Genomic DNA, 17,236 nt, shown 5'->3' on the forward strand with positions numbered 1-17,236 from the left:
ATTTAAAGTAGTTTAAATCTCGGACATTTAAAATTATACAACAGATAATAAACATTCCAACTTTAATGAATAGTTTTGAAAAGTGTTTTTATCACCATTTTTTTGCTTTTTTCGCTATAAAGGCGTGTAGATGAAAATAATTGAATTAAATGATTACAAAGATTGAAATAAACGGATTTAAAACTTTTACAAAATTTCAGATGGAGTTCGCTCCATTAACAATTATTGCGGGTACAAATGCCTCTGGGAAAAGTAACTTGTTCGATGCCATGCAACTATTAAGCAGGATTGTTGACACCGATTTAAAAACAGCGTTTAGTGAACAAAGAGGCAGTGCAAGCGAACTTTTTACACTTTATGAAAATGGATCTACTGCAACAGAAATTTCATTTGCAATAGAACTTTTATTAGACAAAAATATAAAAGACAAGTTTGGAGGAACTGCACAATTAAAATACACAAGATTAAGATATGAAATAGCTATAAAACAAATTATTAATGATCGGGGAGTACAAGAGTTGGTAATAGTGTCCGAGTTTTTAAATCCAATAAGACATGAATTGGATAAATGGCTAAAAGTTTATATTCCCAAGAAAGGTTTGGAAAAATGGCGTCCCAAAGTAATTAGTGGTAAAAGAGGGGTGGCATATATCGATACTGATAGTGATCGAGTTAATTTGCGACAAGATGGTAAAGGTGGAATAAAAAAAGAGTTTTCACTCAATAACATTAATCAGGCTATTATAAGCGTAGTAAATTCTGTTGACTTCCCTCATGCCTTAGGAGCGAAAGAAGAAATAAAAAACTGGCGTTTTCTACAATTAAATCCTGAAGATTTACGACAACCAAGTTCTTATCTAGCGAAAGATGATATTACACACACAGGCCAAAACTTAGCAGCAGCGTTACATCGAATAAAGAATTCAGATCCAATTTCGCTTATGCAAATAAACCGAAGACTGAATGCGCTACTTCCAAGCATAAGTTCTGTAGATGTTATTGATGATAAAGTTGGTAAGCAATTTGTCATACAAGTAAAAACACAGGATGGTAGAGTATTTACGTCACGAGTATTGTCGGAAGGAACATTAAGACTTTTAACTTTATGCGTATTTCTTTTTGATAAAGATCATAAAGGACTGTTATGTTTTGAAGAGCCAGAAAATGGAGTACATCCAGCTCGGATGAAATTAACCGCAAAACTATTAATGGATTTAGTTTCTCATTTTGAGGAAGATGTAGATCAAGAATTAAGACAAGTGATCGTAAATACTCATTCACCAGTACTTGTTGGAGATTCGTTTAAATTGAATAATCAAAACGTTTGTCGAATTTGGTTATCGCAATTGATAACGCAATTTGTAACCATTAACCATGTCAAACAAAAAATTCAAATTACAAAAATGCTCCCAGTAGTAAAAGGAGCTAGCCAACTCTCAATAGACTTTTCAGAAAATGAACGAAAGCTAACATTGGCCTCTGTGGTTGATTATTTACAAACATCAGATTTTGAACAAGAAATTCAGCAAATTGAAGACAAGTGAGTAATATTTTAACTATTGGATATACGACAGAAGGTACAACTGACCAAAGGTTCTTAAAGACGATAATACTAAAAGTATTTGAAGAACTTGCGTTTTATTGTGAAGGCGACATTGAAGTATTTGAACCCATTTTCATTGAATTTCCCAAAGAAAATGGATTTATTAATGATGTACTCGAAGTTGCCTTAAAGGCATCAACAGCTGGCATTAATGTGCTTTGCATTCATGTTGACGCTGACAACTCAAAAGATGAAGATGTTAACAAGTTTAAATTTACTCCTGCCAACGCTGCTTTACTAAATAAAGAGGAAAAAAAATATTGTAAAAATATTGTGCCGATTATTCCAATACATATGACAGAAGCATGGATGCTTGCGGATAAAGACCTATTAAAAGAAGAAATGTGTACAAATAAATCAAATGTTGATCTTAAAATAAACAGGGATCCTGAATCAATTGCCGATCCCAAAAAAACTATTGAGGATGCATTGGTCATTGCACAAGCACATTTGCCAAGAAGACGTTTTAGAATTGAGATCGGAGACTTATATCAACCAATAGGACAAAAAATTCCAATCCCAAAATTGGAAAATCTAGACTCTTTTAAAAAATTTAAGCATTCTGCAATTGAAGCTTTAAAAAAACTAAATTATTTGCATTGATTTAATCATACCTAATTTACGCCCACGATTTTGCACATGTATTTCTCGATCAGATCATTATCGTAAAATTATATGAGTTATCATATATACTAATAAGATGCCTTTTGCAATTTCTAAGAACTCCTTGCCGAATTAATCATTAATCCTGCTATAATTAACCGGATCCCCAGGTAACACTTAAGCACCTCGCCCCGACCCACGAAACGCTCGGTTCCCCCAAATCCATGACTTTAATCAACAAATTGCACCCCACCCACTAAAAAAACCCGATTCCTTCCAACTAAATCGTAGCTTGCCAAACTATAGCTCTCCGTTATACCCCTACCCCTATTGAACAAAACGCGAACGCTTACTGACTTTGATTAGTGGTTAATTTTTTCATTATTATTTTTTAACCTGTTCATCTTTCCCAGGTGTGTAAACGCCTGAAAAGAAACTATTAACCTAATCAAATGTCCCGACTCAAGTACACAAGACGACGCGTTGACATAATAAAGATCTCCAGCGCCACAAAGTACCTCACCCCCAACAGAACATTTTTTCCGCAAACATTCAGTTACTTCTTCGATCTCGAGATCTTTCAGCCCCGCACCTGGATCAATGTAGCCGAGATGGCCAGCCTATTCGAAAAAAGCCATGATAAAGCCCTGAATAAAATGAGAGAAATACAAATGAAATATAAAAGACCGGCACTCAACGTCGTTAAGGTAAAAGACCTGTGCACCCATCTTAAGATCGATGAAGAAATTGTTCAGGAATATTTCTTTCACGAAGAAGCACTGGCGTTTTTCGCCAGGGCAGATAAATTAAAAAGCAAATAACAACCAGCCATAGCAGGTTTCCCGGTCAACTTCATTTATCACTTTCAACTCACTTGTATGCGCAAAGGATTTAAAAAGAAAAATGTGCTGCTACGCTCTGCCCGAAAAGACAAAGGCTGTACGGTTTCTATTCACCGGGAAAAGCACAGAGTATTTAGACGAAGAATGTTAGCACGCCTTCGGGCACAGCTGAACTAATTACCCATTATTGTATAACCGACAAATAGGTAGCCATGCCTTTCACCCTAACGGCCCCGAAGCCACCGCCACCCAAACCCGGCTCGCCCGAAGCCAAATTAAAAACAAAGCTGAAACGGTATCATCGGGAAGAAAAGCGACGAGCACCACCAAAGAAAAAACCGAAAAAAGTCAAACTGCCCAATGGCTGGTATCTCCATTTGCGTAAAGTGCCACGGGTGAGCCTGAAAAAATTAGATGAGGCGGAAAGGAGAAAGGGCAGAAAGAAGCTGCGCGGTGCCTGGAAAAAAGAACATGCGAAGTGCATGAGAATGTATCATGTAATGCGCCCATGGGGAGAAGCGATGGCGTGCAAGGCCGGGCCCGACTACTATTCAGTAATATACGTAGATGTTATTTGCAGATTGCGGAACCTGACTCCACGGGCGGCAAGCCGCTATTTAACACGAGTTCGTAAAGACCTTAATAAACCCAGAGCTGAGATCATAACATTAAAAGAGTTTTGCTCAGTAACTCCCTTTACAGAAGAAGAAGTGATCCCTTACCTGAAACGATGATAAGCACTGGCCATCACAAAAATTAACAAGCCGCGCTCTTAAAGTGCGGCTTCGCTGTTTTTCCCAACCTGCTTCGGACCTCATGGCAGACTGATGGCAGACTGGTTCGACATTTCTTCGAGTTTCTCCGGTGCTCGCCAATGAAAACCCGAACAATTCCCGAACAGAACCGAACAACTTCCGAAGAATTGCCGAACAAATCCCGAACATGTCTCGAACGAGGGTCGAACACGCGTCGAAGAGCCCCCGAAGAAATTGTAGTATAACTCAATGGCCAATACGATCTCTGCCGCTGCAGATTTCCAGCCCCGTGATGTCAACAATCAGCTAACTACTTCATTCATACGACCTTCTCGCTGTTTTACCTGCTATATGCTACATCGTTGTTGCCCACTTTAGCCCAATTTAGCCCAATTTTGCACAACTTAGGCCATTTAAGAACAATCTAGGCCAACTTAGACTACTTTCGACCACCCACATACGCACTACCTGATTTTTTCTGCATTTTTTGATATTACATTTGTATCGCACAAGGCAATTGATCAAATACCGGTTATGAACATGCGCTATGTGCATAAACAATCATTTATTAACTTTTAAATTTTAATTCTTATGGCACAAACAAGTAAAGGTATCCTCGGAAATGTAAGTGGTACCGTAGGAACAGTAGTCGGCGCAAAATGGCGTGGCAAATCATATCTGCGCAGCAAGCCCGACATTAAGAAAAGCGGCAAAAAAAGTGACCGTCAATTGATTCAACAGGCAAAATTCGCGCTTGCCAACAATTTATCGCAAGGCATGAAAGAACTGTTGGACATCGGTTTCAAAACGACGGCCACTGGCTTAACAGGGAAAAACAAAGCCTTGTCGCACATGCTGAAAAAGGCTATAACAGGCACGTATCCCGATCTGCAGATCGCCTATAACAGGGTGATGGTTAGTAAGGGAACATTGTTGAATGCCTTTGATGCAAAAGCATCCGTGGCAGTAAAGGAAGCCATTCAATTTACCTGGACAGACAACTCAACGGTATCTAATACCAACGAGACTGACGTGGTGTTGATGGCAGCCTATTGTCCCGATTTCAATTGTACTGTTTTCAGAACAGGAAACAATCGCAAAACGGCCAATGACACGCTGCAAATGCCTGGTTTTACCGGGAAACTGGTACATACCTGGGTCACCTTCATCACCGAAGATGGCGAGGACATTGCCACCAGTCTCTACACCGGAGAAGTGATCATCACATAACCGGTCATTAACCCCGATGTATTCGGGTAAGCTACCAAACCGTATATGCTTACGGCAAAAATTCCGGTGAGTACCGGGAAGGGCAAAAGCCCAACACAAAAATAAAATGTTCGCCCCGAGGGCCCCGGGGCAGCATTTTAAAGAATGTGGAAGGCAGCTATTTAACCTTAAATGTGATTTATATTAACCATTTTCAAAACAATTAAAATTCTATTTTATGGCACGTCAAATTAACTTATTTGCATTTACTGGTACTTTAGGCAATGTTGTTGGTTATTGTTACAAAGGTCAATATTGCTTACGTAGCAAGCCTGTTCATAAAAGCAAAAAAGAAACGCTTGCTCAATTAAAGCAACGTGAGAAATTTGCAAAGGCAATTAAATTCGTAAGCGCCCTGTCGCCCAAGACAAATAAAATGATTCAGATTCCTTACTTATATTATTGTTTTATGCGACAAAAAAGTTCGAAAACAAAGGGGTGTGTTCGTGCAGCCCTTTCTATTTTTATTAGCAACCTTATTACATATGAAATACATTGAACTTATGACCATCAGGATCAGCAAACACAAAACCGTAATATCCCTCTCCAAACTCTTCTGGCCTGGAAACTATTGTTCCCCCGGCTTGTTGCACCTCTTTTTCCCAACTATCAACATCTTCCTTGCTATCAGCGGAAAGGGTAAATATTATTTCATTCCCGGCTTTTGTATCAATTATTTGTCCCTTCATGCCGGGTTCAAGTTTATCCTTCAAAAAGAAATGGATGATAAAATTTTCCCCGCCAAAGAAGAAGCTGGTCAGTTGGTCCGACGCTCCATTGTGTTTAAAACCGAGTTGTTTATAGAATGTGGTGGTCCGATTTAAATCCCCGACACCGAAATTGGCCCAGATCTTTTTTGTATTCATAAATTATAAGTTTTGTGATTAATAGTATTATTCTCAAAAATAGCCCATCAGCTTATCAAACAGGGGGGCTATTTGCGAAAATTTCAGGGGCTGTTTCCGTCATTCTCATAGCTGAAATACAAGCCCAACGCTGGCATTCCTGGCCCGGCGACCTTTCAAAATGGATTGGGCGATGGGACAGCCGGGAAGCAACTTCCCGCAATTTTTCGTTTATTGCACCCAATTGACCCCTGATAAACCCAGCCCGAAATGAAGATCCGCAGAAATATTTACCTGATTGTAGGCATTACTTTAATTGTGCTGAACCTCCTGGTCTCCTATTCCATGTACCTGGATTATGAACTCCTGCTTACCAATGACATCAACAGCGTGTACTACATGATCGGCAACCAGGCCTTTACCATCATCGGACTATTCCTCTTACTCGGCGCCTGGCGTGTTCAACGGAAGATCAAACGCAAAAAAAGACAGGCAATGGAAAATGCGTTCCTGGAAGAAAAAAGGTAACGCATAAAAATGCCAGGAACAACCATACTCATAACTTGTAATACGTTATTTTAGCATTACCTAATAAACCCCTTCACATGAAAACCCGCAAAAACATCTACCTTGGATTGGGTATAGCCATTATTACAATTGACATCTTTCTTACCTGTATTGTTTATTATGATTTTAAAAGGAGCTATCGTCATCTTAATTACACAATTATACTTTTACCATTACAGGTATTGTTAATTCCAGCCCTGCTATTCTTATTCGGAGCTTATCGTGTTCAGAAAAAAATCAACCGCCAAAACAGAAACGCGCTGTTAAATGCTATCAATTAAATAATAAACATAAAAAATCCGGAAGCGCACCTGCACTTCCGGAGCAATATTTTTCTTACTCATTAATTCTTATTTCGCTTCCACCCCTACATCCGCCGGATTCAACAACCTCACTGTAGCTGCAGCCGTACTCACTTCATCGGCTCCTGCATCAAACGGCACGGTCCTCGGCTGTCCGTCCATATCAGTGGTGATGGCAGCATAGGGATTCACCGCTTTCTTGCCCTTAGGCGCTGGTACGGCATCGATGGCCGGACTGCCCTTCAACAAATGTATGGCCTGACTGGCATCGCGGCCCAACTTTGGATCAACCATAGTGAACGTGCCATCGGGCATATCGCCCTTGCTCTCGGTGCCGAAAATGATATTGCCTTCCCAAACCGGATTGGTATACGGTCCGCTGATGGTTGCTGCAGCGCCACCACCTTTTACAATATTGTAAGCGAGCGTGATGGCTGTTGCGCCCAGTCCTTTATCGCGGCCGCCCATGGAAATAGGGCTCTTGCAATTGATGATGGTATTGAAAGCGATCAGCACGCGGTCGGGCCGGTCGTGACAGGTCAATGCCGCTCCATCGGCTACTTCGCCATCGCCATTACCGATATTGATGCCCACATTGCACACTTCAAAGTAATTGCTGTAAATGAGATGATCATCGCCAAAGATGCGCAGCCCCGGTGTGTTGTTGAAATAGTTTCCATACACCTGGCTGAAATTGCCATGCCGCAGCGTGAACTGCGCCTTGCAATTGCGAATGGTATTATAGCGCAGCGTTACGGCCGACGCCTTTACCGAGATCAGCTCGTTCTCGCCTTCACATTCCTCAAACAGATTATACTCAACAATGCTGTTGCTTTTCGACATGCTGAATCCGCTCAGTCCAAACTGTAATGCCTCTGCGCCGTTCTTTCCACCCTGACTGGTAAAATTATAAAAGTAATTGTGATGGATCCATAAGCGCTCGGCGATCTGTTTGCCTTCGCCCCTGATTGCCAGGAAACGGCCCATGGAATTTTTATTGCGGAAAGTATTGTAATCAACCTGGTGATCGCTGCCGGCAATGGTCAGCTCTTCGCCTTCACCTTCATTCTCGAAAATATTATGCGTGAACCGGCAAAAGCTGGTGCCCGGTCCGGTACGCGCGCGGCTGGCGGAATGCGTGAAATGAAAACCGCTGATCACCACATATTTCGCGGGCGCCATGATGTTGAAACCACCCAGTCCGGTCATTTCCACTTTGCCGTTCGTTTCGGCCATAATGATAATGGGTTTCTCGGCCGTGCCCACGCGGTTGACGGTGATATCGGTGCCCGTGGTGTACATGCCATTCGTCACCAGTACGGTGTCGCCGGCCTCGGCTTCATTTACGGCTTTTTGCAAGCCACCAATGAATTTCACCACGATGGTTTTGGCGGAAACTGAATAAGTTGTAGAGAGGGTCAGTAAGTAAAAGAGGGTTGCAATACGTACATAGCTTTTCATGAGGATCCACTTTTGGCAAATATAATATTGGTTCGCTATGCCTGGAAGTGGGGGTTGGCTTTTTATTGAGCTTTTTTGGCGGGGAACGCTTTGATAATGAAAGAGTAATTGGGGGTAGCTATTGGTACTGAATGCCAGTACGCATAGATATCCGTTTTTCTGCGATCGCCAATAAATTGATGATTATCAATACTTAGAAAGAGAGGAAGTCCTTACATCTATTGATTACACAAAAGGAAAGTGCAATTAATTGAACTTATTCTGGAAACTTTAATAACGCATCCTGAAACTGCTGTTTTAAAACAGGCAGATCGTTTTGAGCAATTTCCCAAACTATATGAAAGTTAACAGCAAAATACTCGTGAATTGATATATTTCTGAATCCCCTGATGGGCTTCCATTCAATCTCTGGATGCCTTTCTTTAAACTCCGGCGTTAGTGCATTGCAAGCTTCCCCAACAATTTCAATTTGCTTAACGGTGGCAAATCTTTTTTCAGAGTTAGCAAGAAAATCATCATACGAAACACCATTAAGATATTTCTCTATTTCAGTGATGGCTTCAATGATATGTATTACTCTGGTTTTATCAGTGATCAAGCCTTTCATAAATTAGAATCTTGTCCTTATCGATAAAAGGCTTTACATGGCGGGATAATCCTTCAATTGTAATAAGGTCAATTTTTTTGTGAAGTAATTCTTCCAGATCAGATTGATATAAAAAAAATTTCATCCCTATAGGTTTGGAATGATCCAGCTCGACAAGAATATCTATGTCACTTTCTGGCTTAGCCTCATTACGTGCCATAGACCCGAACAGGTAAGCCCGCTTTACAGGTATACCTGCAAAATATTGTTGGAGCACTAGTTTCTCTGAGGTTGACAGATTCATATAATAAAGATAATCAATTTTTTATTAATAGCGACTTTGGCAGGCCCCTCCATCTACTGCCCCTTATTCTCCCCTACTTCCCCGCCCCAATCACCTTCTCCAACACCCTTAAGTACAAATCAGTAGGCGTTTGCCGGCCGTATTCATATTTTGTTTTATAGGCAACTACCAGATCAAGTTTGGGCATAACAGTTATGAACTGTCCGTAGGCGCCTGATGCGGTATAAGCGCCTTCATACAGCTCTTTATTATAAGGTGTGTCCCAGATCCACCATAAATAACCATAGCCAAAATGAAAATAAGCTGTTTTGTCTTTCACTGCCTGTTGGTAAGGTGAGACAACAGTAGTAGTTAATTTCACCCAATCGGTGGGAATTATTTGCCGGCCCTTCCACTTTCCGTTCCTGAGCATTAAATACCCAATTCTTGCCATATCTCTTGTTGAGAACCACATATGATAAGCCAGGTATTTCGATCTTGTGGTGTCGCCGGTTTTGCGTTGTTCCTTTATATCCCAATCCTGCATTTGCAATGGCCCGGCCAATATGGAATCGATGAGTTGATAAATAGTGCGCCCTGTTTGTTGTTCAAGAATATAACCGGCCACATTGAAGTCCCAATTGTTGTACAACCAAAAACTGCCCGGCTGAATACTACCCCTTTTCGGCGCCATGGCAGTGGCATCGCCTTCATTACTTGCCAAATGATAAACTCCTGAACGGGCCGTTAGCAGATCCTTAATGGTAGCCTTCTTTTCTACCGGTAGCAACCCTCCTACATCATCAATGTGCAATTGTTCCATGGTGGCCGACAGATCAATTTTCTTATTGGCCACAAATGGTCCATACAGCATGGAAAGTACACTCTTTCTGCAGGAGGCCAGATAGCTGGTCTCTTTTAGATCGCCGTAATCAAAGATGATCTTTCCGGATTGTACCACCACCATCCCGGTTGCATGGGTGCTGTCGATAATAAAACGTTTAAGACTGTTTAGGCTGTCTTTGTTCCAGCCTTCTTTGGATACGTCATTGGTGAATTGCCACACGCTATCAGGATAAATAGAATTACCATATGTAGCTGTATTGGAAGGTTGACAAAAAGCCACATATGGTAAAAGAAAAATTATTATCAGGAACTTGTGCATGCTCCTAAATTAAGTATAAAATCAACACATGCATACCTGATAGGCGTACATCACTTCACCACCGGAAACGCACTGATCCTTAACCTCGCTCCGCCCATCGGCACCAATGTAAGCTGCTGAGCCGCCCCACTCCCCTGCACCGGGCTCTGTGGCAATACGGCGCATAAGCCATAGGGATCGATCGTCCAGCCGGGGATCAATTTGCCGGTGGCGATGAGCTCAATGGGTGCCGTGGCATTGGTGAACGGATCGTCATCTTTTGGCCAGGGTTTCTTCTTTATCGTAAATGATCTGCTGAGATTATTGGCATCTAACTGTAACCCATAATTCCAGGGCGAGGCAGGAAAGATCTCATACGACGGCCAGGCGCTTACATCGGCATCCTGCTGCCAGCGCGAATCCCAGATGGCGGTTGTCTTGCTGTCCTGCTTTTTATACGCTTCTTTGATCAGCAATGAAAACGTGAGCGGTCCATAATTAATGCTTACGCTGTTTTTGTTATGCGTCCATTGGCGTAACTGCAGTTGCATGGGCAATTGCAGCTTGATCACATCGCCGTTCTTCCATTCGCGGGTGATGGACACATAGGTGCCGGGTGTCGTTTTTGCCGCAATTGCTTTCCCATTGACGCTGATCGCCGCTTTTGTACACCAGCCTGGGATCCGCAGGTATACCGGGAAACGCACCGCGCGGGGCGATTGTACCGTGATCGTCACCCCTTCTTCAAACGGATAATGCGTTTTGCTTTGCAGGGTCACAGTGGTTCCATCACCTACTTTCGCCGTAACATCTCCCTCGGTATACAATTGCGCTGCCAGTCCGTTATCGGGCGTGGCCATCCAGCTGTTGGCCACATAATAAGCCCAGCCGGCCGAATGATTGTGCTGGCAGCAACGGCTGCTGAACGGGTTCATCATCAAAAAAGGTCCTTCATTGGCTATACCTGGTGCATGATTCTTACTATCGCTGACGACCATGTTGGGTGCGGTTAAATAACGCAGACTGCGATAGTCGGGCATGAACGCGGCGGGAAAGGTATTAAAGGCAACGTCTTCACAATTGTCGGCCCACAAGGCATCGCCGGTAAATAACAACAATAGTTGATCACTGGTCATTTGCTCTACCATGCCACAGGTTTCCACGGCCTGCCGCGGATCGTCGTAGCCCTTGCGGGCGTTTTCATCTGAGCCGAACAGTCCGCCGGGCACCTGCCCATACAGCGTGCGTACCAGTTTGAAATCATTGTACGTAGCTTCGAGGTCGTTCTTGTCATGGCTTTGCAGGTAATAGGTGGCGGGCTCGCGATAACTCTGCACCACATTTACATTGTGCCAGTTCGGTAAATTGTCTTTTTGTCGCCAGTTGGCGGTATTGCGGTCAATTTTCGTGGCAAAGTCGAGCAACCAGGGCTCGCCCGTTCTGTTGTACAACCAGTAAACGCTGTACATATTATCGCCGCCGCGGCTGTTCTCCCAGTAATCTTCGAGGAACATACTATCGGGCAACGCATTTTCCCATTTGAAATACTTTGTCATGAATGAAAGCACACGCGCATCGTTCGAATATTCATAGTACGATTGCAAACACCATAACATGGGCATGTTGGTCCACAGGTCGCGTTTACCACTGCGCAGCACGACCGGACCGAAATCGCCATCGGCCCGCTGGTTGTTGAGCACGGCATTGATCCAGAAATTCGATTCATTGATCATGGCCTGGTCGTTCAGCAGGTACCCGATATGCGCATAGCCCTTTAACCAATAGGGCACTTCTTCCCAACCCCATTTGCCTTTGCCATCGGGGCTCAACCAGGCGTTATCGGTCTTCGCCAGCCAGGCGCTGATCTTTCCGAGGTTGCCTGTTAGCCCATCGCGTTGCAGTTGCAGGAACTTCAACAGGTAGCCCTTGGGTTTGAAGGCAGACACAGGCAGTTTGATAAATGAGGATGGTTTCAGCGGCGCTTTGTTGCTGATGTAGTAACTATTCGTTTGATTGAATGTAACATCAGGTATTTTATTTTGCGAGGCTACTTTTAAGAAGCTACCTGCCAGTAAGATTATAATAGTGAACTGTTTCATGTTACAGGTTACAAGTTTCACGTTTCAAGGTTCAGGTACCGGTTGCAGGTTACCAGTTGCCGGGGTTTAATTTCGGGATTCCCGATTTCATGCAGAAAACTCCGAATTCCAGGCCCGGTAACCGGAACCTGGTAACCGGTAACTATTTTCTTAAAACAACAGCAGTATTATCATACAACTTACTATGTATCTTATTCAACGCCTCTACCGGCATCTTGGTCACTTTCCTGTCATACGTCATCAATCCATTCGTTTCCACTTCTACATCAGTCGTTTGGGTATATACCGCCGCAGAGAGACCGCTTTTGATAAACGCGGGGATGCGGTTCACAAACTCTTCATAGTGTTTCAACAAATCGTCGTTATTCTTGAAACTCTGATACCCCCAGTTGTTCTTTTGCTGCCAGGTATGTCCTTCTACCGGCAAACCCAAACCACCGAACTCACCTAATACCAGCACCTGCTTCGATCCAAACAAAGCGGGGTCGGGCATCAGTGGCTCAGGGTAGTTGTGCAGGTCGATGATATGCCCTACCGGTTCAAAGTTACCGCCACTGGCGCTGTTCACCAGGCGCGAGGGGTCCTGCTGTTGCGTTACCTGTACAATGTCTTTTGTTTTGAATTGTCCCCACCCTTCATTGAACGGCACCCATACCACGATACAGGGGGAATTATACAACGCCGCCATGATCGCCTTCCATTCATTGCGATAGCTGTTTTCCGATTCAGCCGAGCGGTTTTTATCACTGGAGCGTCCGTATACACCGGGGCGCGGTTCCCAATGGTTACCGAGGTCGCCGCTGGGCATATCCTGCCAAACCAGCATGCCTAACCGGTCGCAGTAATTGTACCAGCGCGCCGGTTCTACCTTTACGTGTTTGCGGATCATGTTAAAGCCCATGGCCTTTGTTTGCTCGATATCATATTTCAACGCTTCATCGGTAGGCGCGGTGTATAAGCCATCGGGCCACCAGCCCTGGTCGAGCGGACCGTACTGAAATACAAATTCGTTGTTCAGCAACATGCGTTGAATGCCGTTGTTGTCGGTGCCCACCGAGATCTTACGCATCGCAAAATAACTGCTCACCTCATCGGTCTTTTTATTCTTTTGCACCAGCGATACTTTCAGGTCGTACAGGAAAGGGTGTTTGGGCGACCATAATGCTGCCCCGGGAATAGCCAATGCCGCTTCTGTACCGGGTGCAACGGTTTGTTCAGCGATCTTTTCCCCACCTTTAAAAGCAGCGACAGTTACCTGATCGCCCGGTTGTGCATTTTCTACCCGGGCCGTTACGCGTATGACGCTTTTGTCGATATCAGGCGTTTGTTTGAGATGGCTGATATAGGTTTGCGGCACGGCTTCCACCCAAACAGTTTGCCAGATGCCGGTCACCGGCGTATACCAGATGCCGTTGGGTTTGTTCACCTGTTTACCGCGAGGTTGCGGGCCGTCATCGGTTGGGTCCCACACACGCACCGCTATCTGCTGGTTACCCGATTTACCCAGGGCAGCTGTTATATCCATTGAGAATGGATCGTAACCGCCCTGGTGGGTGCCTACTTTCTTTCCATTTACAAATACATCGCACAACCAGTCAACCGCGCCAAAATGCAGCAGCACGCGCTTGTTTTTGAAAGTGGGCGGCATGGCCACACTTCGCTGGTACCATAAAGCACTGTCCTTCCCCACTGTTTTGCCAACACCGCTGAGCGCGCTTTCGATGGCATAGGGTACGAGTATATTTCCGGCATAGGCCGTAGGAATGGTTTGGGTGGATGCGGGCAACACACTATACTGCCACATTCCATTCAGGTTGAGCCAGGTGTTGCGCACCAGTTGGGGTCGCGGATATTCGGGCAGGGGTTGTTGCGGATCTACTTTAGCAGCCCATTCAGTCACAATCTTATCTCCAGCGACTTTCCATTGGGACTGACCGCTGGCAGTTATCATTCCTGCGATAAACAAAACGAGCACTCTCTTCATATTTCACATTTGTTTTTTAGTTATGTTTCAGAAGTAAGACGTAAGAAGTACGAGGTAAGAAATTCGCGAACTTCGTACTTCCTACTTCATACTTCATACTTCTTACTTCACAAGCCTATCGCCACGAGTTGTTCATATAATCAAAATGACAATTTTGTAACCGGCGAAAACAATCTGTCTTCTACTCCAACTATCTTCACTCCAATCCTTGCATATACACTACTCTGTCCGCTGGGTACTGCCACACTCAACTGCACGTTGTTCCAATCGGTGATGGCTGCGGCATCAACGGTTGTCACGGCGGTATTATCGGCGCCTGATACAAACTGGGTTTTGTTGAGGTACAGGCTTACGCTTTCAACATCCTTTGCCGAGGCATCGGTGATGATCTTCTCTACTTTGAAGTTACCCAATATATTGCCGCCAGCCGCCGTGATCTTCGGGTTACGCACCATATAATAAGGCGTTACTTCTATATTCAGGTCCTGGCTGCCATTCAATGTTATTACCGTAGTATCCGGGGCGCCGGCTGCCGTTTGTTTCCATTTAAAGGGTCCCTGTCCGTTAGGGATGATGAATTTGTATTCGCCATTGAACAGGAGCATGGAATACGATCCATCCTGCTGAAAAGTGCCCGCTACCGGACCGATCTTTCCAAACCCATACTGGTATAATTCAAATTGCACCTGGTTGTATTCCACTTCAATGGGATCGCCTTTGTATGTTATATGACCGGTGAGTTTTGAGTTGGGTGCTTTATAATTATCTTTTTTACATGAAGCAATCGTGGTAATGATCAACGCGATTGCTGTATACATGCAGTATTTCATATTTGTGTATTTTATCGTTATTCAAGTTCCCGAAGTAGGAAATAAGAAGTAAGAAGTAGGAAAATCCGAAAATCGCGGGCATCTTACTTCCTACTTCTTACTTCTTACCTCTTACTTCATATTCCTAATTTCACAGATCACACTTTTTACTGATTAGGTTGTTTAACAATCTTGGGATTGTTTGATCGTACATTATCATCGATCGCCGAATAATAATTACCGAGGCGGAACCGGTTGGCGCCGGTGACCAGCGCCGGCAGCACGATCTTATACGCCCATTTGCCATTATTGGCGCTGGCCGGGTTGTACAATTTGTAAGGCCATAATCCGTAAGGTTGTGTATTGCGTTTGGTGGCGGTACCAATATTTCCCAGCAGATCGGTCACCGTCATTTTATTGCCATCCCACACCACATGCGCCAGGCGCCAGCGTTTCATATCGTACAGGATATGTCCTTCAAAGGCCAGCTCAACGCGGCGTTCATGTACAATACGGTCGAAGCTCACATCCGTGGCCGTTAGCGGCGTTGTTAACCCTGCACGGGCGCGTACGGGGTTCATATAACCGGCCGCCACAGCAGGTTGTCCCAATTCAAAGGCGGCTTCGGCTGCATTCAGCAGCACTTCGGCATAGCGGTACCGGATGAAGGGCACTTCGCTGTTAGTGCCGCGCGAACCGGCCCCCGGTGTGGGGTCAACATACTTGCGTAAATAAAAACCGCTTTGTGCAGTGAACTCTTTTGAGCTCACAGGTCCATCGAAGCCCACTACCTGGGTAGGGGCCGATTGACCGGGCAGCGTTTTTTGCGCTCCCCGGTCGTCACCGGTAACAATGCTGCCATCTGCAAGCTGGTAGCCGGCCCAAATATCAACCGGCCGGCCTTTAAAGGAAGAACCGGGCACTATAACTGTGCCGTACAGCCGGGCATCGCGGCCGGCGAAAATGTCACTCTGGTTTGTATAGAATATAGGATTTCCGCTGCCATCCGTTGCGGGAATGGGCGCATAGGTATTGTCGAGCTTTTCAAATGATTCAACCAGGTTCAGCGATGGGTTAATGCGGCCACCCTCCTCTTCTTCGGCACCATAGCGCGGTTGGGTGCTCACCGTAAAGCCATGCACGCGCCCGCTCTTGAGTTTGAAATCTTCTACCCAAATGCTTTCCGGATTATTGCTTTTATCGAGAAAGATGGAAGCAAAGTTTTCGCCCAGGTCGGGTTTCTTATTGTATAACGCATAAGTACCGGCGCTGCCACTGATAAGTTCCTTTGCAGCATTCAATGCTTTGGTATAATAACCGGTAGCCATGGAAGCCGGAATGCCTACTTCCCCGCCCGGCAAACTTACCTGCGGTGTACTGGCGCCGTATTTGGCAATGGAGCCGGCATAGAGGGCCGCTCTTGTTTCCATAGCCAGTGCAGCGGCTTTGGTGACGCGGCTTTTTTCATTGGGATTTACCGGCAAATTTCCTTTGATGGCTTCCGCTTCGCTGATCACAAAATCATAGAGCTCCGATTCCTTTGACCGGGGATATTGCAGGTAAGTGGGATCGCCGCTGAAATCGTACAACAACGATTGGGTGATGAGCGGCACACCACCCATGCGTTTCACCAGTTCAAAATAAAAATTGGCGCGCAGGAAACGGGCTTCGGCCAGGAAACGGGTTCTATCCGTTTCCGACAAAGCCTTTGCGGCGGTAGCGCGTTCAATGAATAAATTAAGATCGCGGATGTAGCCATAGTCCCAGTTACCCCACTCGCCAAAGCCCCACTCATTACGTTGCACAAAATAGGCGGAGCCGTTCTCGGAGGGAAAGCTTTCGCTAAAATCCGCAAATGACGCCCAGCCATTGTCGAGCCCCGAAAAGTCGAGCTGGCGGTTATACAGGTCGGCGAGGATCGACAGTACCTGCGCCGGATCACTGAAGGCCTGCTCGTTGGTCAGGATAGATGTTGGCTGTACGTTCAGAAAATCACTGTCTTTTTTGCAACCGGCTGTAACGATGAGCGCGGCGGCGAATATGATGGAAAATGTCTTTTTCATTGTTTGTGTGTTGAGGGCCGG

The 17,236-nt window shown here is 44.8% G+C and carries 17 protein-coding genes; 8 read left to right on the forward strand and 9 right to left on the reverse strand.

Translation table 11 applies throughout. From position 1 onward, the window contains the following. Positions 1-149: 149 nt before the first annotated feature. The 6 genes from A3860_RS33145 (at position 150) to A3860_RS33170 (ending at position 5,571) form a co-directional block, all read left to right on the forward strand. Entirely contained in the window at positions 150-1,544 is a 1,395-nt protein-coding gene (locus A3860_RS33145) for an AAA family ATPase (RefSeq protein ID WP_081154820.1), read from the forward strand. Further along, positions 1,541-2,206, forward strand: a complete 666-nt coding sequence (locus A3860_RS33150) for a DUF4276 family protein (RefSeq protein ID WP_081154821.1) — start codon at positions 1,541-1,543, stop codon at positions 2,204-2,206. The genes A3860_RS33145 and A3860_RS33150 overlap by 4 nt, the downstream gene beginning before the upstream one ends. Positions 2,207-2,658: 452 nt before the next feature. After that, the gene (locus tag A3860_RS33155) at positions 2,659-3,027 is read left to right on the forward strand and encodes a hypothetical protein (RefSeq protein WP_081154822.1); all 369 of its coding nucleotides are present in this window, start codon (positions 2,659-2,661) and stop codon (positions 3,025-3,027) included. Positions 3,028-3,260: 233 nt separating this feature from the next. Next, entirely contained in the window at positions 3,261-3,782 is a 522-nt protein-coding gene (locus A3860_RS33160; protein WP_081154823.1) for a hypothetical protein, read from the forward strand. Between the two features lie 612 nt (positions 3,783-4,394). Beyond that, positions 4,395-5,033, forward strand: coding sequence for a DUF6266 family protein (locus A3860_RS33165; RefSeq protein WP_081154824.1), 639 nt, complete (start codon positions 4,395-4,397; stop codon positions 5,031-5,033). Between the two features lie 217 nt (positions 5,034-5,250). Next, positions 5,251-5,571: a DUF6266 family protein gene (locus A3860_RS33170; RefSeq protein ID WP_081154825.1), complete on the forward strand. Its 321-nt coding sequence runs from the start codon at positions 5,251-5,253 to the stop codon at positions 5,569-5,571. Here the strand turns inward: A3860_RS33170 and A3860_RS33175 are convergent. Beyond that, complete coding sequence (locus A3860_RS33175) at positions 5,552-5,938, reverse strand: VOC family protein (protein ID WP_081154826.1); 387 nt, start codon at positions 5,936-5,938, stop codon at positions 5,552-5,554. The two genes, A3860_RS33170 and A3860_RS33175, sit on opposite strands and share 20 nt — an antisense overlap. Positions 5,939-6,187: 249 nt before the next feature. Between A3860_RS33175 and A3860_RS33180 the strand changes: the two genes are divergently transcribed. Together A3860_RS33180 and A3860_RS33185 are read left to right on the forward strand one after the other, a co-directional pair. Continuing rightward, entirely contained in the window at positions 6,188-6,445 is a 258-nt protein-coding gene (locus tag A3860_RS33180; protein ID WP_081154827.1) for a hypothetical protein, read from the forward strand. A 77-nt stretch (positions 6,446-6,522) separates the two neighbouring features. Beyond that, positions 6,523-6,765 (forward strand): hypothetical protein, encoded by a 243-nt coding sequence (locus tag A3860_RS33185; protein ID WP_081154828.1) that lies wholly within the window; start codon positions 6,523-6,525, stop codon positions 6,763-6,765. 69 nt (positions 6,766-6,834) lie between these two features. Here A3860_RS33185 and A3860_RS33190 read toward each other — a convergent pair whose 3' ends face one another. The 8 genes from A3860_RS33190 to A3860_RS33225 all read right to left on the reverse strand — a co-directional run bounded on the left by A3860_RS33190 (position 6,835) and on the right by A3860_RS33225 (position 17,215). Further along, entirely contained in the window at positions 6,835-8,247 is a 1,413-nt protein-coding gene (locus tag A3860_RS33190; RefSeq protein ID WP_081154829.1) for a polysaccharide lyase 6 family protein, read from the reverse strand. A 256-nt stretch (positions 8,248-8,503) separates the two neighbouring features. Then, the gene (locus A3860_RS33195; RefSeq protein WP_081154830.1) at positions 8,504-8,854 is read right to left on the reverse strand and encodes a HepT-like ribonuclease domain-containing protein; all 351 of its coding nucleotides are present in this window, start codon (positions 8,852-8,854) and stop codon (positions 8,504-8,506) included. Continuing rightward, on the reverse strand, positions 8,835-9,137 hold the full coding sequence (locus A3860_RS33200) for a nucleotidyltransferase family protein (RefSeq protein ID WP_081154831.1): 303 nt from the start codon (positions 9,135-9,137) through the stop codon (positions 8,835-8,837). Before A3860_RS33200 ends, A3860_RS33195 begins: the two co-directional genes overlap by 20 nt. A 73-nt stretch (positions 9,138-9,210) precedes the next feature. After that, positions 9,211-10,281 carry a serine hydrolase domain-containing protein gene (locus A3860_RS33205; RefSeq protein ID WP_081154832.1) on the reverse strand — a complete coding sequence of 357 codons (1,071 nt, stop codon included), beginning with the start codon at positions 10,279-10,281 and terminating at the stop codon, positions 9,211-9,213. 50 nt (positions 10,282-10,331) lie between these two features. Further along, positions 10,332-12,359 (reverse strand): beta-L-arabinofuranosidase domain-containing protein, encoded by a 2,028-nt coding sequence (locus A3860_RS33210; RefSeq protein ID WP_081154833.1) that lies wholly within the window; start codon positions 12,357-12,359, stop codon positions 10,332-10,334. A gap of 142 nt (positions 12,360-12,501) precedes the next feature. Beyond that, positions 12,502-14,343: a glycoside hydrolase family 2 protein gene (locus A3860_RS33215; protein WP_081154834.1), complete on the reverse strand. Its 1,842-nt coding sequence runs from the start codon at positions 14,341-14,343 to the stop codon at positions 12,502-12,504. A 140-nt stretch (positions 14,344-14,483) separates the two neighbouring features. Then, positions 14,484-15,173: a DUF3823 domain-containing protein gene (locus tag A3860_RS33220; protein WP_081154835.1), complete on the reverse strand. Its 690-nt coding sequence runs from the start codon at positions 15,171-15,173 to the stop codon at positions 14,484-14,486. Positions 15,174-15,319: 146 nt separating this feature from the next. Beyond that, positions 15,320-17,215 carry a RagB/SusD family nutrient uptake outer membrane protein gene (locus tag A3860_RS33225; RefSeq protein ID WP_081154836.1) on the reverse strand — a complete coding sequence of 632 codons (1,896 nt, stop codon included), beginning with the start codon at positions 17,213-17,215 and terminating at the stop codon, positions 15,320-15,322. Between the last annotated feature and the right edge of the window lie 21 nt (positions 17,216-17,236).

Origin of the sequence: Niastella vici (assembly GCF_002077945.1) — a bacterium.
Classification (GTDB): Bacteria; Bacteroidota; Bacteroidia; order Chitinophagales; family Chitinophagaceae; genus Niastella; species Niastella vici.

Excerpts from the sequence above, each read along its gene's own strand:
- A3860_RS33215 (WP_081154834.1), bottom strand. The coding sequence starts at position 14,343 with ATGAAGAGAGTGCTCGTTTTGTTTATCGCAGGAATGATAACTGCCAGC.
- A3860_RS33205 (WP_081154832.1), bottom strand. The coding sequence starts at position 10,281 with ATGCACAAGTTCCTGATAATAATTTTTCTTTTACCATATGTGGCTTTT.
- A3860_RS33170 (WP_081154825.1), top strand. The coding sequence starts at position 5,251 with ATGGCACGTCAAATTAACTTATTTGCATTTACTGGTACTTTAGGCAAT.
- A3860_RS33200 (WP_081154831.1), bottom strand. The coding sequence starts at position 9,137 with ATGAATCTGTCAACCTCAGAGAAACTAGTGCTCCAACAATATTTTGCA.
- A3860_RS33210 (WP_081154833.1), bottom strand. The coding sequence starts at position 12,359 with ATGAAACAGTTCACTATTATAATCTTACTGGCAGGTAGCTTCTTAAAA.
- A3860_RS33155 (WP_081154822.1), top strand. The coding sequence starts at position 2,659 with ATGTCCCGACTCAAGTACACAAGACGACGCGTTGACATAATAAAGATC.
- A3860_RS33175 (WP_081154826.1), bottom strand. The coding sequence starts at position 5,938 with ATGAATACAAAAAAGATCTGGGCCAATTTCGGTGTCGGGGATTTAAAT.
- A3860_RS33160 (WP_081154823.1), top strand. The coding sequence starts at position 3,261 with ATGCCTTTCACCCTAACGGCCCCGAAGCCACCGCCACCCAAACCCGGC.
- A3860_RS33165 (WP_081154824.1), top strand. The coding sequence starts at position 4,395 with ATGGCACAAACAAGTAAAGGTATCCTCGGAAATGTAAGTGGTACCGTA.
- A3860_RS33190 (WP_081154829.1), bottom strand. The coding sequence starts at position 8,247 with ATGAAAAGCTATGTACGTATTGCAACCCTCTTTTACTTACTGACCCTC.
- A3860_RS33225 (WP_081154836.1), bottom strand. The coding sequence starts at position 17,215 with ATGAAAAAGACATTTTCCATCATATTCGCCGCCGCGCTCATCGTTACA.
- A3860_RS33180 (WP_081154827.1), top strand. The coding sequence starts at position 6,188 with ATGAAGATCCGCAGAAATATTTACCTGATTGTAGGCATTACTTTAATT.
- A3860_RS33220 (WP_081154835.1), bottom strand. The coding sequence starts at position 15,173 with ATGAAATACTGCATGTATACAGCAATCGCGTTGATCATTACCACGATT.
- A3860_RS33185 (WP_081154828.1), top strand. The coding sequence starts at position 6,523 with ATGAAAACCCGCAAAAACATCTACCTTGGATTGGGTATAGCCATTATT.
- A3860_RS33195 (WP_081154830.1), bottom strand. The coding sequence starts at position 8,854 with ATGAAAGGCTTGATCACTGATAAAACCAGAGTAATACATATCATTGAA.
- A3860_RS33145 (WP_081154820.1), top strand. The coding sequence starts at position 150 with ATGATTACAAAGATTGAAATAAACGGATTTAAAACTTTTACAAAATTT.